Raw genomic sequence first — 19,286 nt, 5'->3', positions numbered from 1 at the left:
GCCTCGGGCCCCGGCAGGGCCCGGTAGGACCAGGCGAAGACGCCCCGCACGTCGTCGGCCCCGTCGCCGAGCGCGTCGAGCCGGGCGCCGCCGTCGCGGGCCTCCTCGACCAGGTCCGGCAGGGCCATCCCGGTGTCGCGGACCCGTTCGGCCGCAAGGGCGACGGCCAGCGGCAGGTGCCCGCACAGGCCCGCCAGCTCGGCGACGGCCGCGGGGTGCGCCTCGGATCCGAGGACGCCGGACAGGAGCGCGGCGGACTCGTCGGGGCTGAACGGGTCGAGCTCGACCAGGTGCGCGCCCTCGCGGCGGCGCAGGCTGCGGAGCCGGTTGCGGCTGGTGACCAGGACGAGGCTGCCGGAGCCGGGCAGGAGCGGGCGCACCTGGTCGGCGTCGACCGCGTTGTCGAGGAGCATGAGGACGCGGCGGCCCGCGAGCGCGGAGCGGAGGGTCGCCGACCGGCCGTCCCGGTCGGGCGGGATGCGCTCGGGCGGGGTGCCGAGGGACAGCAGGAGGGTCATGAGCGCGGCGTCGCCCGCGGGCCCGCCGGGCCACTGCCCGGAGAGGTTGAGGTGCAGCTGCCCGTCGGGGAATCGGTCGGCGACCCGGTGGGCCCAGTGGAGGGCGAGCGTGGTCTTGCCGACCCCTCCGGGGCCGCTGATCACCGCGACGGTCCCGTTGGCGCCGTTGAGCAGCCGGTCGAGTTCGGCGAGGGGCCCGGTGCGGCCGGTGAAGGAGGCGATGTCGGCGGCGAGCTGCCGCGGGACGTTCGCGGGCGGCGGTGCCACCGGTTCCGGAGGCGCGGCGTTCAGGACGGCCCGGTGGGCGCGCTGGAGCTCCTCGCCGGGGTCGACGCCGAGCCGGTCGGCCAGGAGCGTGCGCACCCGCTGGTACGCGCCGAGCGCTTCGGCCTGGCGGCCGGACCGGTGGAGGGCGAGCATGAGGCGCGACCACAGGAACTCGCGGAGCGGGTGAAGCGTGGCGAGGTCGCCGAGTTCGGCTATGAGCTCGGCGTGGCCGCCCGCGTCGAGGACGAGGTCGGTGCGTCTTTCGATGGCGCGCAGCCGTTCCTCGGCGAGCGCGGGCGCGTGGGCGAGCACGAGGGGCTCGGCGTCGACGTCGACGAGCGGGTCGCCGCGCCACAGATTGAGCGCCTCGTCGAGCAGGGCGAGTTCGGCGGCGCCGCTGGTGCGTTTCGAGGCGGCGGTGAGGGACCGGAACCGGTGGACGTCGACCGCATCCGGGTCGAGGTCCAATGTGTACTCGCCGACGGCGGCGCGAATGCTGTCGGCGCCGAGCGCCTGGCGCAGGCGGCCGACGATGGCGTGCAGGCGGTGCCGGGCGTCGGGGGCGTCCTCGCCCCACACGAGCGCGGCGAGTGCGCTGCTGCGCACCGGTTTCCCGGCCGCGAGCGCGAGGGCGGCGAGGACCGCCCTCTGGCGGCCTCCGGCGACTGCCGCGGGCACGCCTGCGGCGGTCACCTGGAACGGGCCGAGCAGCCCGATCCGCATCGTCTCAGTCATCGCGGGGCATCTCGCATCGGTGGTCGGAGACGCCCACCCTATTCGGTGCCGACCACAATGGCCGCGTCCCGCGCATCGGCGGGACGCGGACCAGAATCTAGGCGGCGGGGCCGTTCACCGGGCCGTGGGCGAGGTGGACGCTGCGGGCGCCGCCTCTCATGCGGATGCGGCGGGCCAGGGCGACCGAGTGCTTGACGTCGGTGGCGAGGAACAGGACCGTGGGCCCCGAGCCGGAGACGTGCGCGGCGAGCGCGCCCTCTTCGAGGCCGCCGTGCATGAGCGAGGCGAGCTGCGGGCGCAGGCTCACCGCGGCGGCCTCCATGTCGTTGACCAGGAGCCGGGCGAGCGTGTCGGCGTCGGCGCCGGCCTCGAAGGCCTTGACGATCGGGTCGACGTCGCGCGAGTAGCGGCCGATGCCGTCCTCGCGGAGCCGGTCGACCTCCTTGTAGCACTCGGGGGTCGCGATCTGCGTGTCCGTGGTCGCGACGACCCAGTGCCAGGACCCCTTGGCCTGCACCGGGGTCAGCTCCTCGCCCCGCCCGGTGCCGATCGCGGCCCCGCCCTTGAGGCAGAACGGCACGTCGGAGCCGAGCCCGGCGGCGAGGCGGTGCAGTTCGGCGTCGCCGATCTCCACGTCCCACAGCCGCGCGCAGGCGATCAGCGCACCGGCCGCGTCCGCGGAGCCCCCCGCGAGGCCCCCGGCGACGGGGATGCGCTTGTTCAAGTGCAGCTTGACGTCCGGTTCGATCCCGGCGTACAGGGCGATGAGCTTCGCCGCCTTGTGCGCGAGGTTGTCCTCGCCGGTCGGCAGCTCCCCGGCGCCCTCGCCGGAGATGGTGATCTCGATGCCGGGTTCGCCGCGCTTGACGGCGGTCACGGTGTCGTGCAGGGAGATCGCCTGGTACACCGTGGACAGTGCGTGGTACCCGTCGGCGCGGGCGTCCCCCACGCCCAGGTGCGGGTTGATCTTCGCGGGGACGTCGACGGATACGCCTTGCGATGGCGCGGCCGGCGCGGTCTGTCCGGTCATGTGGGGCCTCCTCAGGTCCGGGTGGTCCCGCCCAGCGCCTCCTTGGCGTCGGCGAGGGCGATGAACTCCGCTATGTCCAACGATTCACCCCGCCTGGTGGGTTCGATCCCGGACCGCTCCAGGACCTCGTCCACGTCCTCGCCGGCCCACGCCTTGAGGGACTGGCGCAGCATCTTGCGCCGCTGCCCGAACGCCGAGTCGACGGCGCCGAAGACCTCGACGCGGTTCGCGTCGGGGCTCTCGATGCGCTCGAACGCGACGAGGGCGCTCGCGACGTTCGGGACGGGCCAGAACACGTTCGCCGACACCGACCCGGCGCGCTTCGCCTTCGCGTACCAGGCCATCTTGACGCTGGGGGCGCCGTAGATCTTGGACCCGGGCCCGGCGGTGAGCCGGTCGCCGACCTCGGCCTGGACCATGACGAGGCCCTTGCGCAGGGTCGGGAAGTGCTCCAGGGCGTGCAGGACCACGGGCACGGCCACGTTGTACGGCAGGTTCGCGACCAGCGCCGTGGGCGGCTCGGGCAGCTGGGCGGGGTCGATGCGGGCGGCGTCGGTCTCGACGACGACGAGCCGCTGGTGCTCCTCGGGCGCCCGGTGCGCCACCGTGGTGGGCAGCGCGAGGGCGAGCTTCGGGTCGATCTCGACGGCGATCACCTTGCGGGCGATCTCGATGAGCGCCAAGGTGAGCGAGCCGAGTCCCGGGCCGACCTCCATGACGACGTCGTCCTCGGCGAGCTTCGCGGCCGCGGCGATGCGCCGCACCGTGTTGGCGTCGACGACGAAGTTCTGGCCCCACTTCTTGGTGGGGGTGATGCCCAGGCCCCGCGAGAGGGTCCGGATGTCGCCGGAGGTCAGCAGGCGCGCCATCAGCCCTGGCCCCCCGCCAGGAGCGGCTCCAGCTTGATCCCGGGGTAGTCGTTGACGATCGTCTGGATGCGGTACTTGTTCGGCAGCGCCACCAGGAACGCGCCGTCGCGGGGCCGCGAGAACACCTCGACGCCCGGGGCCGTGCGCAGGCGCGCGGCGCCTTCGGCGTCGGTGAGGCGCGCGAGCTGGTACGGCAGGTTGTCGATCGTGGCGGGCACGTCGAACTCGGCCGACAGGCGCGCCACCGTGACCTCGAACTGGAGCGGGCCGACCGCGGCGAGCACGGGCGTGGCCTCGCCGCGCCGCTCGGAGTAGAGGACCTGCACGACGCCCTCGGCGTCGAGCTGCGCGATGCCGCGGCGGAACCGCTTGGCCTTGGAGGTGTCGTGCATCTGGAGCGCCCCGAAGTGCTCGGGCGCGAACGCCGGCAGCGGCGGGTACTCGACGGCCTTCCCCTGGTAGATCGTGTCCCCGACAGAGAGGCCGGTCGCGTTGACGAGGCCGACGATGTCGCCGGGCCACGCCTCGTCGACGGTGTCGCGGGCCGACCCGAACAGGGTCTGCGCGTACTTCGTCGACATGGTGCGCCCGCCCTGGGCCTGCGTGACCTGCATGCCGCGCTCGAACCGGCCCGAGCAGACGCGGATGAACGCGAGCTGGTCGCGGTGCGAGGCGTTCATGTTCGCCTGGGACTTGAACACGAACCCCGAGAACCCGGTCTCCAGGTCGCGCGGCTCGCCCTTGGCGTCGTCGCGCGAGAACGGCGACGGCGCGATGTCCACGAGCAGGTCGAGCAGCTGCCCGACGCCGAAGTGGACGAGCGCGGCCCCGAACAGCGTCGGCGTGGTCTGCCCGGACTCGAACGTCTTCTGGTCGAAGTCGGCCTCGACCGCGCTGAGCAGCTCCGACTCCTCGCGGGCGCGCTCGTAGTCGGCGCCGAACCGCTCGATCGACTCGTCTTCGCCGAGGACCTCGGCGATTGCGGACTGCTGCCCGCCGGGGGACCGCTCGTAGCGGACCATGCCCGGCACCTGGGGCCCGGCCGCGCGGCGGCCGTCGCGCCACTGCCCGAACCCGATCCTCTCGATGACGCCGCGGAACTCGCCGCCGACGCCCACGGGCCACGTGACGGGCGTCGGCTTGATGCCGATGCGCGTCTCGATCTCCTCGATGAGTTCGAGGGCGTCCTTCGAGGGCCGGTCCCACTTGTTGATGAACGTGATCACGGGGATGCGGCGAGCCCGGCACACCTCGAAGAGCTTCAGCGTCTGCGGTTCGAGGCCCTTCGCGGCGTCGAGGAGCATCACGGCGGCGTCGACCGCGGTGAGCACCCGGTACGTGTCCTCGGAGAAGTCGGCGTGGCCGGGGGTGTCGAGGAGGTTCACGACGCAGTCGCGGTACTCGAACTGGAGCGCCGCCGAGGTGATCGAGATGCCGCGGTCCTGCTCCATGGACATCCAGTCGGAGACCACGCCCTTGCGGTCGCCCTTGCCGTGGACGGCGCCCGCGGCCGAGATGGCGCGGCCGTGCAGCGCCAGGGCCTCGGTGATCGTCGACTTGCCGGCGTCGGGGTGGGAGATCACCGCGAACGTGCGGCGGCGCGCGGCCTCCGCCGAGATGTGGCTGGACATGGATTCCTCAAGGTGTTGAAAAGTGCTTCGGGCCCGACGTTCAACGATAGCCGTGGCGAACGACACGGCCGCGCAGCCCGCTGCGGGGGCGCTTTCTGTCGGACCCCGGTGCAAACCTGGGCGCTACGGTCCCCTTCAGGGTGGGTGGGGGCTAGGGATGGTCTACGGCCTTAAGCCCTTAACGCACCTAGCGGTCGGACGGGCCCGCCGCGGCCGACCCTATCCGGCGAGCGCGCTTGGGGCGGTCGGCCCTACTCGGCGAGCGCGGCCTTGACGATCCCGGCGACGAGCTTCCCGTCGGCGCGCCCGGCCGTCTTCGGGCCGATCGCCTTCATGACCTTGCCCATGTCCCTGGGGCCCGAGAACCCGCCTTCGTCGATCGCCTCACGGACCAGTTGAGTGACTTCCGCCTCACTGAGCTCGGTCGGGAGGTACCGCTTGATGACCGCTTCCTCGGCCAGTTCGTTCTCCGCGGACTCCTCGCGGCCCCCGGCGCGGAACGCATCGGCCGCTTCGCGCCGCTGCTTGGCCTGTTTGACCAGCACTTTCACGACTTCCGCATCGTCGAGTTCGCGTTTCGACTTCCCCGCGACCTCTTCGTTCCGAATCGCCGTGATGATCATGCGGAGCGTGCCCAGGGTCACCTTGTCCTTTGCCTTGAGGGCGGCTCGCATATCCGTTTCCAACTGGGTCTTCAGCTCGCTCATCTGCACTCCTTCGTCGGCGCCCCTGGATGTCAGACCATCTCGGTCCTGATCTTACATTCTCCGATGTATAATGTGAGGCGTGGCTGTGGAGACGAGGCATCGGGCGTACCGGTACCGGTGCTACCCGACCCCGTCGCAGGCCGAGAATCTGATTCGGACGTTCGGCTGCGTCCGCCTGGTGTACAACAAGGCCCTCGATGCGCGCACCAAGGCCTGGTATCGGCGCAAGGAACGCGTCGGCTACGCCGAGACTTCGGCACTGCTGACCAAATGGAAGCGTCGCAGCGACCTCGCGTTCCTCAACGAGGTGTCCTCGGTCCCGATGCAGCAGGCGCTCCGGCACCTCCAGAAGGGCTTCGCCCACTTCTTCGAGGGCCGCACCGGCTATCCGCGCTTCAAGAAGAAGCGGGTCCTGTCAGGGGCTGCCGAGTACACCAAGTCGGCGTTCACATTCCGATCCGGCGAGCTGAGGCTCGCCAAGCAGGACGCGCCGCTGCGTATCAAGTGGTCCAGACCGCTCCCGGCGGCCGCCGACCCGTCCGCGGTGACGGTCTCCCGAGACGGTGCTGGCCGTTGGTTCGTATCCCTGCTCGTCGAAGAAGACATCGCGGCTCTGCCGCAGCGGTCCGAGGAAGTCGGCATCGATGCCGGGATCACCAGCCTGTTCACGCTCTCGACCGGCGAGCACGTCACCAGCCCGCGGCACGAGCGCCGCGGCCGACTGAGGATCAGACAGCGGCAGCGAGACTTGTCGCGCAAGCAGCAAGGCTCGGCCAACTACCGTAAGGCCCAGGTTCGTCTGGCTCGTGCTCACGCGCGTGTATCAGATCGACGGCATGATTTCCTGCACAAGCTCACCACCCGACTCGTTCGCGAAAACCAAACGATCGTGGTCGAGGATCTGAGCGTGCGCGGGATGCTGTCGAACCACACGCTCGCCCGCGCGATCTCCGACGCCTCTTGGAGCACGTTCCGCCGCATGCTCGCGTACAAGGCCGATTGGTACGGCCGCGACCTGGTCGTCGTCGATCGGTACCTTCCGTCCTCCAAGACCTGTTCCGAGTGCGGGACCATGCGGCAGGCCATACCGCTCAACGTGCGGACCTTCAGGTGCCCGAGCAAGCGCTGCGGGCACTCAGAAGACCGCGACGTGAACGCGGCCAAAAATATTCTGGCGGCCGGGCTGGCCGTTGCAGCCTGCGGAGACGGTGTAAGACCAAAGCGCTCCTAGCGCCGCGGCGACCATCGATGAAACAGGAAACACCCTCCAGTGATGGGCGGGTGCCTTCTCCAAGGGAGGGGGTGCGAGCCAAATCTCGACAATCTACCGTTGGGGTATGAAGATCAGCCGTGGACTTGCCGCAGCAGCCGGGATCGGGGTCGGCGCGGGGGCGCTGGCGCTCGCCTACGCGTCGCTATACGAACGCGTCCAGTACACGCTCAGGCACTTCGCCGTGCCGGCGCTTCCCGAAGGAGCAGAGCCTATCCGGGTCCTGCACATCTCCGACCTGCACATGACGCCCGGGCAGGTGCGCAAGGCCCACTGGGTCGCGTCCCTGTCCGCGCTCGACCCGGACCTGGTGCTCCTGACCGGCGACAACCTCGCCCACCCGGACGCGGTCGACCTGGTCGCCAAGACGCTCCGGCCGCTGTTCAAGGCCCCGGGCGCGTTCGTGTTCGGCTCGAACGACTACTACGCGCCGGTGTTCAAGAACCCGCTCCAGTACTTCAACAAGCACCACGAGCACAAGTACGGCGAGCCGCTCCCGACCGAGGAGCTGCGCAAGATCCTCGTCGACGGCGGCTGGCTCGACCTGAACAACGCCGCGGCCGACAAGGTCGTCGCCGGGATGAACGTCCACTTCGCGGGCGTCGACGACCCGCACTTCGACCTCGACGACTACGAGCTCGTCGCCGGGCCCGTCCCGAGCAGCGCCGACCTGTCGATCGGCCTCACCCACTCGCCCGAGCCGCGCGTCCTCGACTCCTTCGAGGCCGACGGCTACGACTTCGTCGCCGCGGGCCACACCCACGGCGGCCAGGTCTGCGTGCCCGGCTACGGGGCCCTCGTCACCAACTGCGGCATCGACCGCGAGCGCGTCAAGGGCCTGCACCCGTGGGAGGACATGTGGCTCCACGTGTCCGCCGGCCTGGGCACCAGCCCGTACGCGCCGGTGCGCTTCGCGTGCGCCCCGGAGGCCAGCCTCCTGACCTTCGTCCCGAAGGTCTTCTAGCCGCGGCCCGGGGCCCGGATGTGACCGGGCCCCGGGCCCCCCACCCCGTTCGACGGCCCGCCCGCCGCTCGGGTAGCATTTCAAACCGACGCTCACAGCAATCGTGCGCGCCGAAAAGAGAACATCGGGTTGTGGCGCAGCTTGGTAGCGCACTTCGTTCGGGACGAAGGGGTCGCAGGTTCAAATCCTGTCAACCCGACCACACAGATCAGGCCAGGAGCATCGCTCCTGGCCTGTTTCGTTTCGCGGGCCGTTCACACGAACGAGGGAGTCCTTACGGTTGGTAGCCGGTCCACCGCGCAGCGGATTCCGTCGAAGCCTCAACGGGCATAGGCTTCGGTCCCGGCACACCCTCCTACCCCTTGGGAGCCAACGTGTCCACCTTTCCCCTTTGGTACCCGAATCGACCGAGGAGCCCACGACTGCGGACCCGACCACCGAGGCCGCGGAGACCGAGGCCGCCGACGACGGCGGGGACTCGAACGGGGCGGCAACGACGACGATGACGGCGGCGGCAGCGTCTACTACGAGAACTGCGACGCGGTCCGCGACGCCGGGGCCGATCCGATCTACCCGGGCGATCCCGGGTACGGGTCCCACCTCGACCGGGACGGCGACGGCGTCGGCTGCGAGTGAGTCCCAGAGCGGCGGGGTAGAGGAAACTTCACCGTGAAGTCGGGCGCCTGCGGCAATGCCCGGAGCTGGGGATCTGCCTAGTGTTCTAGGCATGGACATCTCAGTGCCGCAGGCGCTCCCCTGGCGCCGAGCCCCCCGCGTGATCGCGGCGGGCCTGTGGGACGGGCGCACCTGGCTCGCCCTCGTACACCTCGTCACCGGTGGGGTGGTCGGGTCGCTCGGCGGGATCGCCATCGGCACCCTGTTCGCCGCGGGCGCAGCGGGATTCGTCACACTCGTCATCCCGGCCGCCGCGCTCGCCGCGATCCTGCTCACCAGCGCCGCGCTCACCGCCGTGCAGCGCTCCCGGCACGCGGCCCTCCTCGGGATCCGCTGGCCCACAGACCACTCGCCGCCGGTGACCTTCACGTGGAGGTCCCTCCTCGGGGTCGTCCGCACCCCGAAGACGTGGCGGCAGTTCTCGTACCACGTGATCGCCGGGTTCTTCGGCGCGTTCGCCGCGATCATCGCGATCACCGCGTGGACCATCGCGCCCGCCATGATGGCCGCGCCCCTCTTCGGGATCGGCGCCGACCTCGGAGTGCGCCACTGGGCGCTCCTGCTGGGCGGCATCGTGCTCCTGCTCGCCGCGCCGTGGATCACGCGGGGCCTGTCGGAGCTCGACGGGCTCATCGCCCGCCAGCTCCTGGTGGGCACCACCAGGGCCCAGCAGCTCCAGGAGCGGGTCACCGACCTCAAGGTCAGCCGCGACTCCACTGTGGATGCCGCGGATGCGGAGCGGCGGCGCATCGAGCGCGACCTGCACGACGGCGCGCAGCAGCGGCTCACCTCCCTCGCGATGAACCTCGGGATCGCCCGCGCCACCCTCACCGACCTGCCCGACGACGCCAAGCAGGCGCTCGCCGACGCCCACGAGGAGTCCAAGCAGGTCCTCACCGACCTGCGCGACCTCGTGCGCGGACTCCACCCGGCCGTCCTCGAAGACCGCGGGCTCGACGCCGCGCTCTCGGCGGTCGCCGCCAGGTCCCCGATCCCGGTGCGGCTCAAGGTGGACATGGAGCGGCGCGTCGCCCGCGACATCGAGGCGGTCGCGTACTTCGTGATCTCCGAGGCCCTCACGAACACCGCCCGGCACTCCGGCGCCGAGAACGCCGCCGTCGAGGTCGTCCTCGCGAAGGACGCCGACGGAGGCGACCTGCTGCGCCTGCGCGTCGTCGACGACGGCCGCGGCGGGGCCGACCCCGAGTCCGGGACCGGCCTGCGCGGCCTGGGCGACCGGGTCCGGTCGGTCGACGGCCGGTTCCTCCTGACCAGCCCGCTCGGCGGGCCCACCACCATCGAAGCGGAGCTGCCATGCGCGTCGTGATCGCCGAAGACTCGGTCCTCCTCCGCGAGGGCCTCGCCAGGCTCATGGAGATCGGCGGGATCGAAGTGATCGACACCGTCGGGGACGCCGAGTCGCTCCTGCGCTCGGTCGAGCGCGACTGCCCCGACCTGGTCGTGGCCGACGTCAGGATGCCGCCCGACCAGAGCGACGAAGGCGTCCGCGCCGCGCTCGTCCTGCGCCGCCGCTACCCGGACCTCGCGGTCCTCATGCTCTCCCAGTACGTGGAGGAGCGGTACGCGGTCGAGCTGCTCACCGGGCAGATGCGCGGCATCGGGTACCTGCTCAAGGACCGCGTCGCCGACGTCGAGGAGTTCCTCGACTCGCTGCGCCGCGTCGCCGGCGGCGGCACCGCCCTCGACCCCGAGGTCATCTCCCAGCTCCTGGTCCGCCGCGAGGGCGACGAGCTCGACCGGCTCACGCCCCGGGAGCGGGAGGTCCTGTCGCACATGGCGGAAGGGCGCTCGAACGCCGGGATCGCGGGGGTCCTGTTCCTCTCCGAAGGCGCCGTCTCCAAGCACATCAACTCGATCTTCGCGAAGCTCGGACTCCCGCCCACCGACAGCGGCAACCGCCGCGTCCTCGCCATTCTCAAGTTCCTGCAAGGCAACGCAAAGGACCGGTCATGATCGACACCCCCGCCAAGCCCGCCGCGCCCGGAGCCGCCGAGACGCCCGTCGAGGCGCCCTACCCCGCCCGCAAGGCGTGGTGGATCGTCGGCGGCACCCTCACCGCCGCCGCCCTCCTCACCGGCCTGGCCGCCTACGGCTCCTGGGCCTGGATCATCTCCTCCACCGAGGAGAGCGACACCCGTACGCAGGAGTTCGACCGGCCGGTCGACACCGCTGACGTCACGGCCGACATCGGCGACGTCGTCTTCGAGGCGACGGAGGGCGCCGGCCTGGACTACCGCCTCAAGACCCGCTGGCTCGGCGCCGAACCCGACACGAGCGAGGACTGGGACGGCGACGTCTTCACCGCCGTGGGCGAGTGCGGCCAGAGCGACTTCCTCGGCCTCGACGTCGACCAGTGCCAGACGAACTACACGCTGGGTCTGCCCTCGGGCGCCGACGCCGACGCCGAGACCGGCATCGGCAACATCACCTTCGACGGCCTCGACGGCGACATCGACGCCCGGTCCGGGGTGGGCGACGTCATCGGCGAGCACCTCCGCGCCACCTCGACCACAGTGGAGACCGGCGTCGGGGACGTGTCCCTAGAGTTCGACGAGGTCCGCGGCGACATCACCGTCGACGCCGGCACCGGCGACGTGCTCATCATCGTCCCCGACGACGGCACCACCTACGACGTCAGCTACGACGGCGCCATCGGCGACCGCAACATCCAGATCGCCACTGACCCGGGCGCCGACGCCGACTACGCGATCACCGTGTCCGGCGTCATCGGCAGCCTCACCGTCCAATACGGAATCTGAACCAACCCAACGGAAACCGGCCCCGCCTGACCCGCAGGGTCGGTTCCGCGTGCACTTACGCGCCGAGGAGCACCGCGACGGCGTCCCCGCGGCCGAGCGCCGCGCCGCCGTCGTACGCCTCCTGGAACGCCTTGTCGCCCAATGCCTCGCGCGCACGCTGCTCCGTGTGCAGCTCCGTGTCGTACCCGCGCCCGTCGTCGACGCCCAGCACCGCGCGCCCGAACCCGAGCCTGCGGGCCGCGGCGGCCGCGTCGCCGTCGGCGAGCGAGACCGCCGCCGCGACACGGGCGGCCATGGCGAGGTCGGCGACGGCCGCCCCCTCGACGTGGTGCGTCCCGAGGCTCGCGATCGCGGTCGGCTTCCCCTCGCCCAGGAACAGCACGACCAGGTCCTTCAGTGACGAGCTGAGGACGCGCATCCGCTCCCCGAGCCCGGCCGCCCCGTCGAGGCTCCCCTCGACGGCCGGCAGCGCTTCGAGCGCGTCGCCGTACCGGCCCTCGGCGACGAGCACCGGGACCTCGAACCAGCGCGCGTACGCCAGGCTGTTGGGCTCCCTGACGGCCTCGGCCAGCGCGACCGCGCGGTCGAACGCCTTCCAGGCCGACTCGGTCGAGCCGTTCCGGGCGTACCACAGCGACAGCTCCGCGTACGCCTCGCTCGCGTCGCCGAGCGTCCCCAGTTCGTCGAGGAGCCGGGCCGCCTCGGCGACCGCGCGCTCCGCGCCCACCAGGTCCCCTTGCCAGCCAAGGCATTCGGCCTTGACGCGCAGCGTCGACGCCAGGCCCCAGCGCTCGCCGAGGCCGGCGAACACGGCCTCGGCGCGGGCGGTCGGCGCGGCGCTCGCGACGCCCCTGGCGTGGCTGCCGGCGGCGGCCTCGATGAGCAGGGCCGTGCCGAGCTCCCAGCCCTCCAGGCCGCGCTCGTCGGCCGGGGCGGCGTCGGGGAGGAACGCGGGCGCGACCTGCACGAGGAACCGTCCCGGGGCGCCGGGCTCCAGGCTCTGGCCCAGCTCGACGCCCGCCCTGATGTCGTCCTGCCCGGCGAGGAAGCCGCCCTTCGCGGTCGCGGCGACCCCGGAGAGGATGAGCGACGCGGACTGGAGGTGCGCGGGGATCTCGGCGGGGACGGCGAGGACCGACTCGGTCCAGTGCCGGAACTCGGAGTAGCTGCCGCGCAGGTGCCAGTACCAGAACAGGGCCGAGAGCATCTGGAGCCCGGTGGCGACGTCGGCGGTGGCGACGGCGCGGCCGATGACGGTGACGAGGTTGCCGTGCTCGGCGGTCAGGCGGGCCATCGCCTCGATCTGGGCGGCGGTGCGCAGCTCCGCGTCGGAGCGCTCGGCGAGGGCCAGGCAGTGCTTCGCCATCGCGTCGGCCACGGTCTCGGCGTCGCCGCTCTCCTCCAGGCGCGCAACGGCGTAGGAGCGGATGGTCTCCAGCATCCGGTAGCGTTCGCCGTCTCGCTCTACAAGGGACTTGTCGACGAGTCCGGCGAGCGCGTCGAGGTCCTCGACGCCTTCTAGGGCGAGGCCCGCGGGGTAGACGGACATGCGCATGGCGAGGGCCTTCTCGTTGTCCGACAGGAGCTCCCAGCTCCAGGCGATGACCGCGCTGAGGGTGCGGTGGCGCGCGGGCGCGGTGCGGTCCGAGCCGGCCAGGAGCGCGAACCGGTCGTCGAGCCGGGCCGCGATCTGCGCCGCGTCCAGGGCCCGCATGCGCGCGGCGGCCAGCTCGACGGCGAGGGGGAGGCCGTCGAGCCTGCGGCAGATCTCCACGACCGCTTCGGTGTTGGCGGCGTCGAGCTTGAACCCGGGCCGCACGGCCGCGGCCCGTTCCGTGAACAGGCGCACCGCGGGACTCGATGCGGGGTCCTCATCGGACAGCGGCAGCGGCGGGATCGGGTACAGGTGCTCCCCGCCGATCGCGAGCGCCTCACGGCTCGTCGCGATCACGCGCAGGCCCGGGCAGGCGCCGAGGAGCCGTGCGGCCAGGTCGGCGACGCCGTCGAGCTGGTGCTCGCAGTTGTCGAGGACGATGAGCGCGCTCTGGTCGGCGAAGTACTCCTCCAGGCGCGACCCGGCGTCGTGCGCGGAGGGCTCCATCAGGCCCGCCTCGCGGGCGCCGATGGCGCGCAGCACGGCCGGGGCCACGTCGGTGCCGTCGGTGGTCGAGGCGAGCTCCACGAACCACACGCCGTCGGGCGCGGAGCCGTTCGCGGCGATGCGGGCCGCGGTCTCGGTCGCGAGCCTGGTCTTCCCGGCTCCGCCGGGGCCGGTGACCGTGACGAGCCGCGCGGAGGCGACCGCCTCGACGAGCGCGGCGAGGTCGTCCTCGCGGCCGACGAAACTCGTCAACTGCGACTTCAGGTTCGAACGCCGCACCGGGCGCTCGGCGGGCGCCGCGCTCTGGCGCAGGATCTGGAGGTGCAGGTCGGACAGCTCCGAGGACGGGTCCGCGCCGAGCTCGTCGGCGAGGCGCTCGCGCGTCCGCTCGAACACGTCGAGGGCCTCGGCGGGGCGGCCGGTCGTGTAGAGGGCGCGCATGAGCAGGGCCTGCCAGCGCTCGTCGAGCGAGTGCGCGGCGGCGAGCGGCTCCAGCTCCGCCAGCACGTCGGTGCCCGTGGCGACTTCGAGCGCGAGGCGGTCGCGGGTGGTCTCGGTGCGCAGGCGTTCGAGGCGGACCGCCTCGTTCTGCGCGAACCGGTAGTCGAGCAGGTCGGCGAGTGCGGGCCCGCGCCACAACCGGTCGGCCTCGCGCAGCGCGGCGAGGTCGCCCCCGCGGCGGCCCGCCTCCGCCAGGCGCTCGAACCTGACCAGGTCCACGTCGCCGGGCTCGGCATCGAGCCGGTACCCGGCGGCACCGCGCGTCACCTTGTCCGCGCCGACCGCCTTCCTGACACGGGACACCAACGCCTGCAACGCGTTCGCAGAAGGCGCGTCGTCCTCCCAGATCGCGTCGATCAACGCGTCGGCCGACACCTCCCGGCCCGCCTCGAACGCCAACCGCGCCACGAGCGCCCGAAGCCGCGCCCCGGCGAGCTCGACGGGCTGGTCACTGTCGTCGCGGAGGTCGAATGAACCGAGAAGGAATACACGCATGCGCGCTAGTCTGCCCTGCCCGTTCACCCGATGGTGGAGTCGGTACAAACCGTCTTGACGTTCCCTTGACGCCCTCGCGGCGCCCGTCCGCCGTGAACGCCATCACATATCACCCGATCGGGGACAACGGACCGAAAACTGTCGGTCCCCGCCGATAGGTTCACCCCAGCAACTGAATACCGCGCCCCGCCCCCGGGCGGCGCGCCACAACTGAAGGACGGTGCCATGACGACCACGACATCATCAAGCGGCCCCCGAAACCACACCCGAACGACAGCCCTCACCGCAGACTCCGCCACCAGGCCCCCGGGCCCCGAAGTGATGGCCGAGGCGCTCCCGTTCGACACCATCCCGGCCGAGGTACTGCGCGACCACTTCACCAAGTGGCTCCTCGAATCCCTCACCCACTCCGCCCTCCAAGCGGCGGCCCAGGCGGCGACCCCGGCCACCGCCGACGAGGTGAACCTTCGCGCCGGGGAACCGGCGCTGGCGGCAGCAGAACCGCAACCGCCGGGTGAGACCGGCATCCCGCCGACACCGGCCGCGCCGACCGCAGCCGAATCGCCAGCAGCGGCACCGCCCGCATCGAAGCCGAAGCAGCCCAAGGCGAAGAACCGCCCACCGAGCCGCAAGCGCGAAGGCCCGCTATCGGACGCGATGGACCCGCCTCCGCCCGCGCCGCCGCTGCGCGAACCGGACTCCGAATCGCGGTCCGAGTCGCCTCCTCCTCGGCCGCAGTATGTTCGGATCGGTGACAGGTCGGTGTGGCTGACCAAGCCGATGCTGCGATCGCGAGGCTGGACCGAGGCCGCCATCCGGGACTTTCTGCCCGGTCCTGAAGCGCTGAAACCGAATCCGCGGTTCGCGGTGTCGGGGGCGCCGATGCCCGTCTGGAAGCCCGAGACCGTGGCCCGGGCGGAGGCCGATCCGGAATGGCGCGCCTGGCTCGAACGGTCGCTCCAACGCCGTCAGACCACCCTCGAAGCCCTGGCCGACACCGACGACCCGGAGTTCCGCACCCGCCTCGAACTCGCCGACCAGGCCATCAAGGACCGCACCGCACCACCGACGCTTCTCGACGCCTTCGAACCGGCGAGCCCGGCCCTCGAACCGGCGGGCGCGAACCTTGAACCCGCCAGTCCGGCCCCCGAACCTGCCGGTCTGACTGCCAACCGAGGGGGCTGAGGCGCATGAACGGACACCCGACGAGCCGAGAGGAGGGTTGAAGCGCGGGGAATCGGGAAATCGGGGACTTCAGTGCGGGCCTGAACTTAGGTTGGAGGCCGGCCGGTGCTCGACGGATCCGGTTCGCGGCGACTGCGAGGAAGGGGCTTGAGATGGGTGATTTCGCGTTCGCGGGGAAGACCTTCGTGATCCGACTGGACAACGGGGTCGTACTCCACAACATCTATGGAGCCGAAGGCAACAAGCTTCAGTACGCGGAGATCGACGGCGCCACCGAGAGCGCCTCCGGCACCGTCGACCTCCATGTCGCGGAGCTCTCCCCCCGGGTCTACCTGCTCGGATGGAACGAGGTCACCGGCACTGCGGTCACCCATGTCATGAACTTCCACGACCGCACCATCACCGGCTTCTGGTCTTTCAACGACGACGGCGGCCGAACCGGCGAAGTCCACACCGGGACCTTCGAAGCACTCGGCTAGCACTGCCGCCGAGGCCAAGACAGAAGTCAGGGCCGAGCCAGAGGCCGTGGCCGGGACCGAGACCGAGACCGAGACCGCCGACGGCGCTCAGCCGGTCAGCGGCGAGGGACCCGAATCGGGCGGGTCGGTTTCGACGCCGACCAGCCTGGACGCCGACCGGCCCGGGCTATTGCCGGCCTGGGTGACTGCCAGCCGGAGCGCTGGCGGGCCGGGTCACCGGCCGGTCGGGTTTGCGGCGATGTCGAGGATCGTGGCGACCAGCCGCGCTCGGACGTCGTCGGGCGCGCCCTGGTCGGAGACGGACTCCGACTCAGAGCTGGGCGCTGATCCGGTTGCGGTGCCCGGTTCCCAGGTGCAGGCGAGGTTCAGGGCGGCGACTCGGCCGGTGGCGAAGATGGCGCGGACGGCCCGGATCAGCGTCGGCTCGTCGGGGCCGTCGGCGGCCGGATAGCGCAGGCCGGGGAGGAAAGCCGGGTCGAGGGTGTCCAGGTCGAGGTTGACCAGGAGCGGCCCTTCCGGCAGGTCGTCTGCCGACAGGTCGGCCACCGCGTGGCGGCGGATCGGCGTCGCCTCGATGTAGTCGACTTCGGCCGGGTCCAGGTCGCGGGCGTCGACCAGCAGGACGCGGTCGTGCGCGGGCGGGCGCAGCCCGAGCGGGTCGGCGACGAGGTCGTTGCGGTACCCGAGCAGGAACCGCAATGACATGCCGCCCAGGTAACCCGACGCCGTCGTCTCCAGCGACTGCACGTCCCCGTGCGCGTCGATCCACACGAGCGCGGGATCGAGCCCGGCGCGCTGGAGGCCCGCGGTCACGCCGATCGACAAGGTGCAGTCGCCCGTCAGGACGGTCACCGTCTCGCTGCCGCTGCCGCTGCCGCTGCCGCTGCCGCTGCCGCTGCCGCTGGCCTGCGCCGCAACGACCTCCGCGACCTGGTCGTACAGACTCACCAGGCGGCCCCACACGTCAGCATCGGGCAGGTCGGCGGTCACCTCGTCGATGTCGGCGCCCGCCGGAAGCGGGATGCCGAGGTCGGGGAGATGTTCGTCCAAGTGATACGGAATGTGAAGTACGTTCATGTGGGCGAGGCTAGTGCCGAATGCGAACGGGCGGAAGCCGATTAGGCGAGCTTGAAGCCCGCCGCGACGGCGAGTTCGCCCGCGATCTCGACTGCCTGGTCGGCGGTGATCAAAGCGCCCTTGAGACTCATCAGGCCGGTGATGCCGCCGAGTTCGGCGCGGCGGAGGTCGCAGCCTTTCGCGTTGGAGACGCGGGAGAAGTCGGCGCCGGGGAAGGTGCACTCGATGAACACGGTCTTCGAGAGGTCGCCGAGGAACGTGGCGTTCTGGAACCGGCACCGCTCGAAGACCACCGGGCCCTTGGCGCTGCCGATCGAGATGCCCGCGAAGTCGGCCCGCGAATCCGCGACGTAGAGGTCCTGGACCAGCTCGAACTGCGCCTGCCAGCCCACGAGCTGGCTCTCGGTGATCTCGACCCGCCGCGCGGTCGTCTGCTCCCAGCGCGCGTTGGAGAGCACCGCGTGGTCGACCGTCACGTCGACGACCTCGAACGGCGACAGCACCGCCCCCGAGAGGTCGGCGCCGCGGATCGCCGACGACTCCAGGCTCCCGTCGCCGTGCCCGCCCGACCAGTCGGCGCCCTCGATGAGCCGCTCGCTCCATTCGAAGTCGTTGTCGAGCCCGTCCTCCAGCGGCCGCAGCCGCTCGGTCTCCACCAGCGGCCGGCGCATGGACAGCTTGTCGTCGATCTTCCTGAACTTCACCCGGGACCTCCTCGATAGACCCCGGCAGGCTATGCCAGGCCCCCGACATCCGCGCCGCGAACATGACGGGACCGGAGACGTGCGTCTCAGCTGCAGGCGGGTCAGCCCCGGTGGAGGGCGCCCCACCAGCCCATGGCCTCCAGCCACTCCTGGTAGTACCCGGAGTCGAAGGGCCACAGGTAGAGGATCGCCAGCTGCGCGACCGCGGCGACCACCACCGCGACCTGGGCCGGCTTCGAGCGGACCGTCGGCGCGTTCAGGATCGCGACCAGTGCCAGGAGGACGTAGGCGAGGCTCACGCTCACGAACGGGAAGTCCACCAGGAACGCGATCCCCACCGCCAGCCACGGGATCAGGTGGATCACCAGGCGGATCGGCGACTCGCGCGCCGCCGTCACGGCCGTCACCGCGTAGACCGGCGAATACAGCAGGCTTTCGAGCAGGAGGGCCGCCGCACCCCTCGGACCCGCGGGGAGCGTGTCGGTGTACAACGCCGCCATCGCCTTCCAAGAGGCGCCGAAGGAACCCGAGAACACCCACTCCAGGTGCCCCCACCAGACGAGGAACAGCGCGCTCGGGAACAGCAGGATCGCCAGCATCGCGACCGCCCCGCTGCCGGACATGCCGGTGCGGTGCAGCAGCAGCGGCAGGCTCAGGGCCAGGATCACCAGGAACACCAGTGCGATCGGGTTGAACGCCATGCACACCGCGAGCGCGACCCCGGCGGTGATCCCGCCGTCAGTGTGGCCCGCGAGCGCGAACCGCATCCACCCCTGGGTCGCGAGGATCAGCAGCGCCAGGCTCATGATCGAGTCGAACCGCTGCGAGCCCTCGTACCAGACCGCCGGCGCCGCCAGCAGCACCAGCAGGCCCGCGACAGCCGGCACCACCGGCGCCCGGTACCGCACCAGCTGCCACAGCAGCAGCTGCACGAGCCAGCCCGTCGCGACCGCCGAGGCGATCCCGTACGCCAGCGGCATCCCCGGCAGCAGCGCGAACGCGACGGTGATCGGCGGGTATCCGTCCGCGAGGCCGCCCAGCCCCCACCCGTCGCTGATCAGGACGTGCGCGTGGTCTTCGAGGGCCGTGGTCGTCGGGTTGACCCACCCGAGCCGGTCGGACCACCATGCGAGGAACGCGAACGGCACCGCGAACGCGAGCCCCTGCGCCATGCGCCGCCAGGGCGAGTCAGGCCACGGCCGGGCCGTCCGGTCCCAGTCGATCCTCGGCAGCGTCGGCGCCTGCGTCACTGAGGCCATGGCGGGTCTTCTCCCAGTAGTGCGGTCGGGTGATCAACT

Annotated in this window: 16 protein-coding genes, 1 tRNA gene and 1 pseudogene; 9 read left to right on the top strand and 9 right to left on the bottom strand. The window is 71.5% G+C overall.

Annotated features, from left to right (window positions below):
- The 5 genes from DI269_RS05885 to DI269_RS05865 all read right to left on the bottom strand — a co-directional run.
- Nucleotides 1-1,520, bottom strand: a 1,520-nt coding sequence (locus DI269_RS05885) for an AfsR/SARP family transcriptional regulator (RefSeq protein ID WP_157974783.1), incomplete at its 3' end; no start/stop codon positions are given.
- Between the two features lie 97 nt (nucleotides 1,521-1,617).
- Entirely contained in the window at nucleotides 1,618-2,550 is a 933-nt protein-coding gene (locus tag DI269_RS05880) for a 4-(cytidine 5'-diphospho)-2-C-methyl-D-erythritol kinase (protein WP_112134183.1), read from the bottom strand.
- An 11-nt stretch (nucleotides 2,551-2,561) separates the two neighbouring features.
- Nucleotides 2,562-3,419: a 16S rRNA (adenine(1518)-N(6)/adenine(1519)-N(6))-dimethyltransferase RsmA gene (rsmA, locus tag DI269_RS05875; RefSeq protein WP_112134182.1), complete on the bottom strand. Its 858-nt coding sequence runs from the start codon at nucleotides 3,417-3,419 to the stop codon at nucleotides 2,562-2,564.
- On the bottom strand, nucleotides 3,419-5,050 hold the full coding sequence (locus DI269_RS05870) for a peptide chain release factor 3 (protein WP_112134181.1): 1,632 nt from the start codon (nucleotides 5,048-5,050) through the stop codon (nucleotides 3,419-3,421). Before DI269_RS05870 ends, rsmA begins: the two co-directional genes overlap by 1 nt.
- A gap of 251 nt (nucleotides 5,051-5,301) precedes the next feature.
- Nucleotides 5,302-5,757, bottom strand: coding sequence for a GatB/YqeY domain-containing protein (locus DI269_RS05865; protein ID WP_112134180.1), 456 nt, complete (start codon nucleotides 5,755-5,757; stop codon nucleotides 5,302-5,304).
- A gap of 79 nt (nucleotides 5,758-5,836) precedes the next feature.
- Here DI269_RS05865 and DI269_RS05860 point away from each other — a divergent pair, with 79 nt between their 5' ends.
- The 7 genes and pseudogenes from DI269_RS05860 to DI269_RS05830 all read left to right on the top strand — a co-directional run bounded on the left by DI269_RS05860 (nucleotide 5,837) and on the right by DI269_RS05830 (nucleotide 11,446).
- Nucleotides 5,837-6,988, top strand: a complete 1,152-nt coding sequence (locus DI269_RS05860) for an RNA-guided endonuclease InsQ/TnpB family protein (RefSeq protein ID WP_112134179.1) — start codon at nucleotides 5,837-5,839, stop codon at nucleotides 6,986-6,988.
- Between the two features lie 106 nt (nucleotides 6,989-7,094).
- Nucleotides 7,095-7,991, top strand: coding sequence for a metallophosphoesterase (locus tag DI269_RS05855; RefSeq protein ID WP_112134178.1), 897 nt, complete (start codon nucleotides 7,095-7,097; stop codon nucleotides 7,989-7,991).
- Between the two features lie 125 nt (nucleotides 7,992-8,116).
- Nucleotides 8,117-8,193: transfer RNA gene (locus tag DI269_RS05850), tRNA-Pro, on the top strand.
- A 293-nt stretch (nucleotides 8,194-8,486) separates the two neighbouring features.
- Nucleotides 8,487-8,627: pseudogene (locus tag DI269_RS28985) on the top strand (excalibur calcium-binding domain-containing protein); the annotation flags it as partial.
- Nucleotides 8,628-8,718: 91 nt separating this feature from the next.
- A complete protein-coding gene (locus DI269_RS05840; RefSeq protein WP_112134177.1) occupies nucleotides 8,719-9,993 on the top strand; it encodes a sensor histidine kinase in 1,275 nt (424 codons plus the stop codon).
- On the top strand, nucleotides 9,981-10,640 hold the full coding sequence (locus DI269_RS05835; RefSeq protein WP_112134176.1) for a response regulator transcription factor: 660 nt from the start codon (nucleotides 9,981-9,983) through the stop codon (nucleotides 10,638-10,640). Before DI269_RS05840 ends, DI269_RS05835 begins: the two co-directional genes overlap by 13 nt.
- A complete protein-coding gene (locus DI269_RS05830; protein ID WP_112134175.1) occupies nucleotides 10,637-11,446 on the top strand; it encodes a DUF4097 family beta strand repeat-containing protein in 810 nt (269 codons plus the stop codon). The genes DI269_RS05835 and DI269_RS05830 overlap by 4 nt, the downstream gene beginning before the upstream one ends.
- Nucleotides 11,447-11,501: 55 nt before the next feature.
- Here the strand turns inward: DI269_RS05830 and DI269_RS05825 are convergent, their stop codons facing one another.
- The gene (locus tag DI269_RS05825; RefSeq protein WP_112134174.1) at nucleotides 11,502-14,543 is read right to left on the bottom strand and encodes a BTAD domain-containing putative transcriptional regulator; all 3,042 of its coding nucleotides are present in this window, start codon (nucleotides 14,541-14,543) and stop codon (nucleotides 11,502-11,504) included.
- A 225-nt stretch (nucleotides 14,544-14,768) separates the two neighbouring features.
- Between DI269_RS05825 and DI269_RS05820 the strand changes: the two genes are divergently transcribed.
- Together DI269_RS05820 and DI269_RS05815 are read left to right on the top strand one after the other, a co-directional pair.
- Entirely contained in the window at nucleotides 14,769-15,728 is a 960-nt protein-coding gene (locus tag DI269_RS05820) for a hypothetical protein (RefSeq protein WP_157974782.1), read from the top strand.
- Nucleotides 15,729-15,880: 152 nt separating this feature from the next.
- Nucleotides 15,881-16,207 (top strand): MoaF-related domain-containing protein, encoded by a 327-nt coding sequence (locus DI269_RS05815; RefSeq protein ID WP_112134172.1) that lies wholly within the window; start codon nucleotides 15,881-15,883, stop codon nucleotides 16,205-16,207.
- Nucleotides 16,208-16,420: 213 nt separating this feature from the next.
- Here the strand turns inward: DI269_RS05815 and DI269_RS05810 are convergent, their stop codons facing one another.
- From DI269_RS05810 to DI269_RS05800, 3 genes are all read right to left on the bottom strand, one after another.
- Nucleotides 16,421-17,257, bottom strand: a complete 837-nt coding sequence (locus DI269_RS05810; RefSeq protein ID WP_198667189.1) for an arginase family protein — start codon at nucleotides 17,255-17,257, stop codon at nucleotides 16,421-16,423.
- Between the two features lie 68 nt (nucleotides 17,258-17,325).
- A complete protein-coding gene (locus DI269_RS05805) occupies nucleotides 17,326-17,988 on the bottom strand; it encodes a pentapeptide repeat-containing protein (RefSeq protein ID WP_112134170.1) in 663 nt (220 codons plus the stop codon).
- Between the two features lie 101 nt (nucleotides 17,989-18,089).
- Complete coding sequence (locus tag DI269_RS05800) at nucleotides 18,090-19,247, bottom strand: hypothetical protein (RefSeq protein ID WP_112134169.1); 1,158 nt, start codon at nucleotides 19,245-19,247, stop codon at nucleotides 18,090-18,092.
- Nucleotides 19,248-19,286 lie beyond the last annotated feature (39 nt).

Origin of the sequence: Glycomyces dulcitolivorans, assembly GCF_003265355.1 — a bacterium.
In the GTDB taxonomy this organism is placed as follows: Bacteria; Actinomycetota; Actinomycetes; order Mycobacteriales; family Micromonosporaceae; genus Glycomyces; species Glycomyces dulcitolivorans.
This window is presented reverse-complemented; position numbering and strand designations above follow the sequence as displayed.

Excerpts from the sequence above, each read along its gene's own strand:
- DI269_RS05880 (WP_112134183.1), bottom strand. The coding sequence starts at position 2,550 with ATGACCGGACAGACCGCGCCGGCCGCGCCATCGCAAGGCGTATCCGTC.
- rsmA (WP_112134182.1), bottom strand. The coding sequence starts at position 3,419 with ATGGCGCGCCTGCTGACCTCCGGCGACATCCGGACCCTCTCGCGGGGC.
- DI269_RS05870 (WP_112134181.1), bottom strand. The coding sequence starts at position 5,050 with ATGTCCAGCCACATCTCGGCGGAGGCCGCGCGCCGCCGCACGTTCGCG.
- DI269_RS05865 (WP_112134180.1), bottom strand. The coding sequence starts at position 5,757 with ATGAGCGAGCTGAAGACCCAGTTGGAAACGGATATGCGAGCCGCCCTC.
- DI269_RS05855 (WP_112134178.1), top strand. The coding sequence starts at position 7,095 with ATGAAGATCAGCCGTGGACTTGCCGCAGCAGCCGGGATCGGGGTCGGC.
- DI269_RS05840 (WP_112134177.1), top strand. The coding sequence starts at position 8,719 with ATGGACATCTCAGTGCCGCAGGCGCTCCCCTGGCGCCGAGCCCCCCGC.
- DI269_RS05835 (WP_112134176.1), top strand. The coding sequence starts at position 9,981 with ATGCGCGTCGTGATCGCCGAAGACTCGGTCCTCCTCCGCGAGGGCCTC.
- DI269_RS05830 (WP_112134175.1), top strand. The coding sequence starts at position 10,637 with ATGATCGACACCCCCGCCAAGCCCGCCGCGCCCGGAGCCGCCGAGACG.
- DI269_RS05825 (WP_112134174.1), bottom strand. The coding sequence starts at position 14,543 with ATGCGTGTATTCCTTCTCGGTTCATTCGACCTCCGCGACGACAGTGAC.
- DI269_RS05820 (WP_157974782.1), top strand. The coding sequence starts at position 14,769 with ATGACGACCACGACATCATCAAGCGGCCCCCGAAACCACACCCGAACG.
- DI269_RS05815 (WP_112134172.1), top strand. The coding sequence starts at position 15,881 with ATGGGTGATTTCGCGTTCGCGGGGAAGACCTTCGTGATCCGACTGGAC.
- DI269_RS05800 (WP_112134169.1), bottom strand. The coding sequence starts at position 19,247 with ATGGCCTCAGTGACGCAGGCGCCGACGCTGCCGAGGATCGACTGGGAC.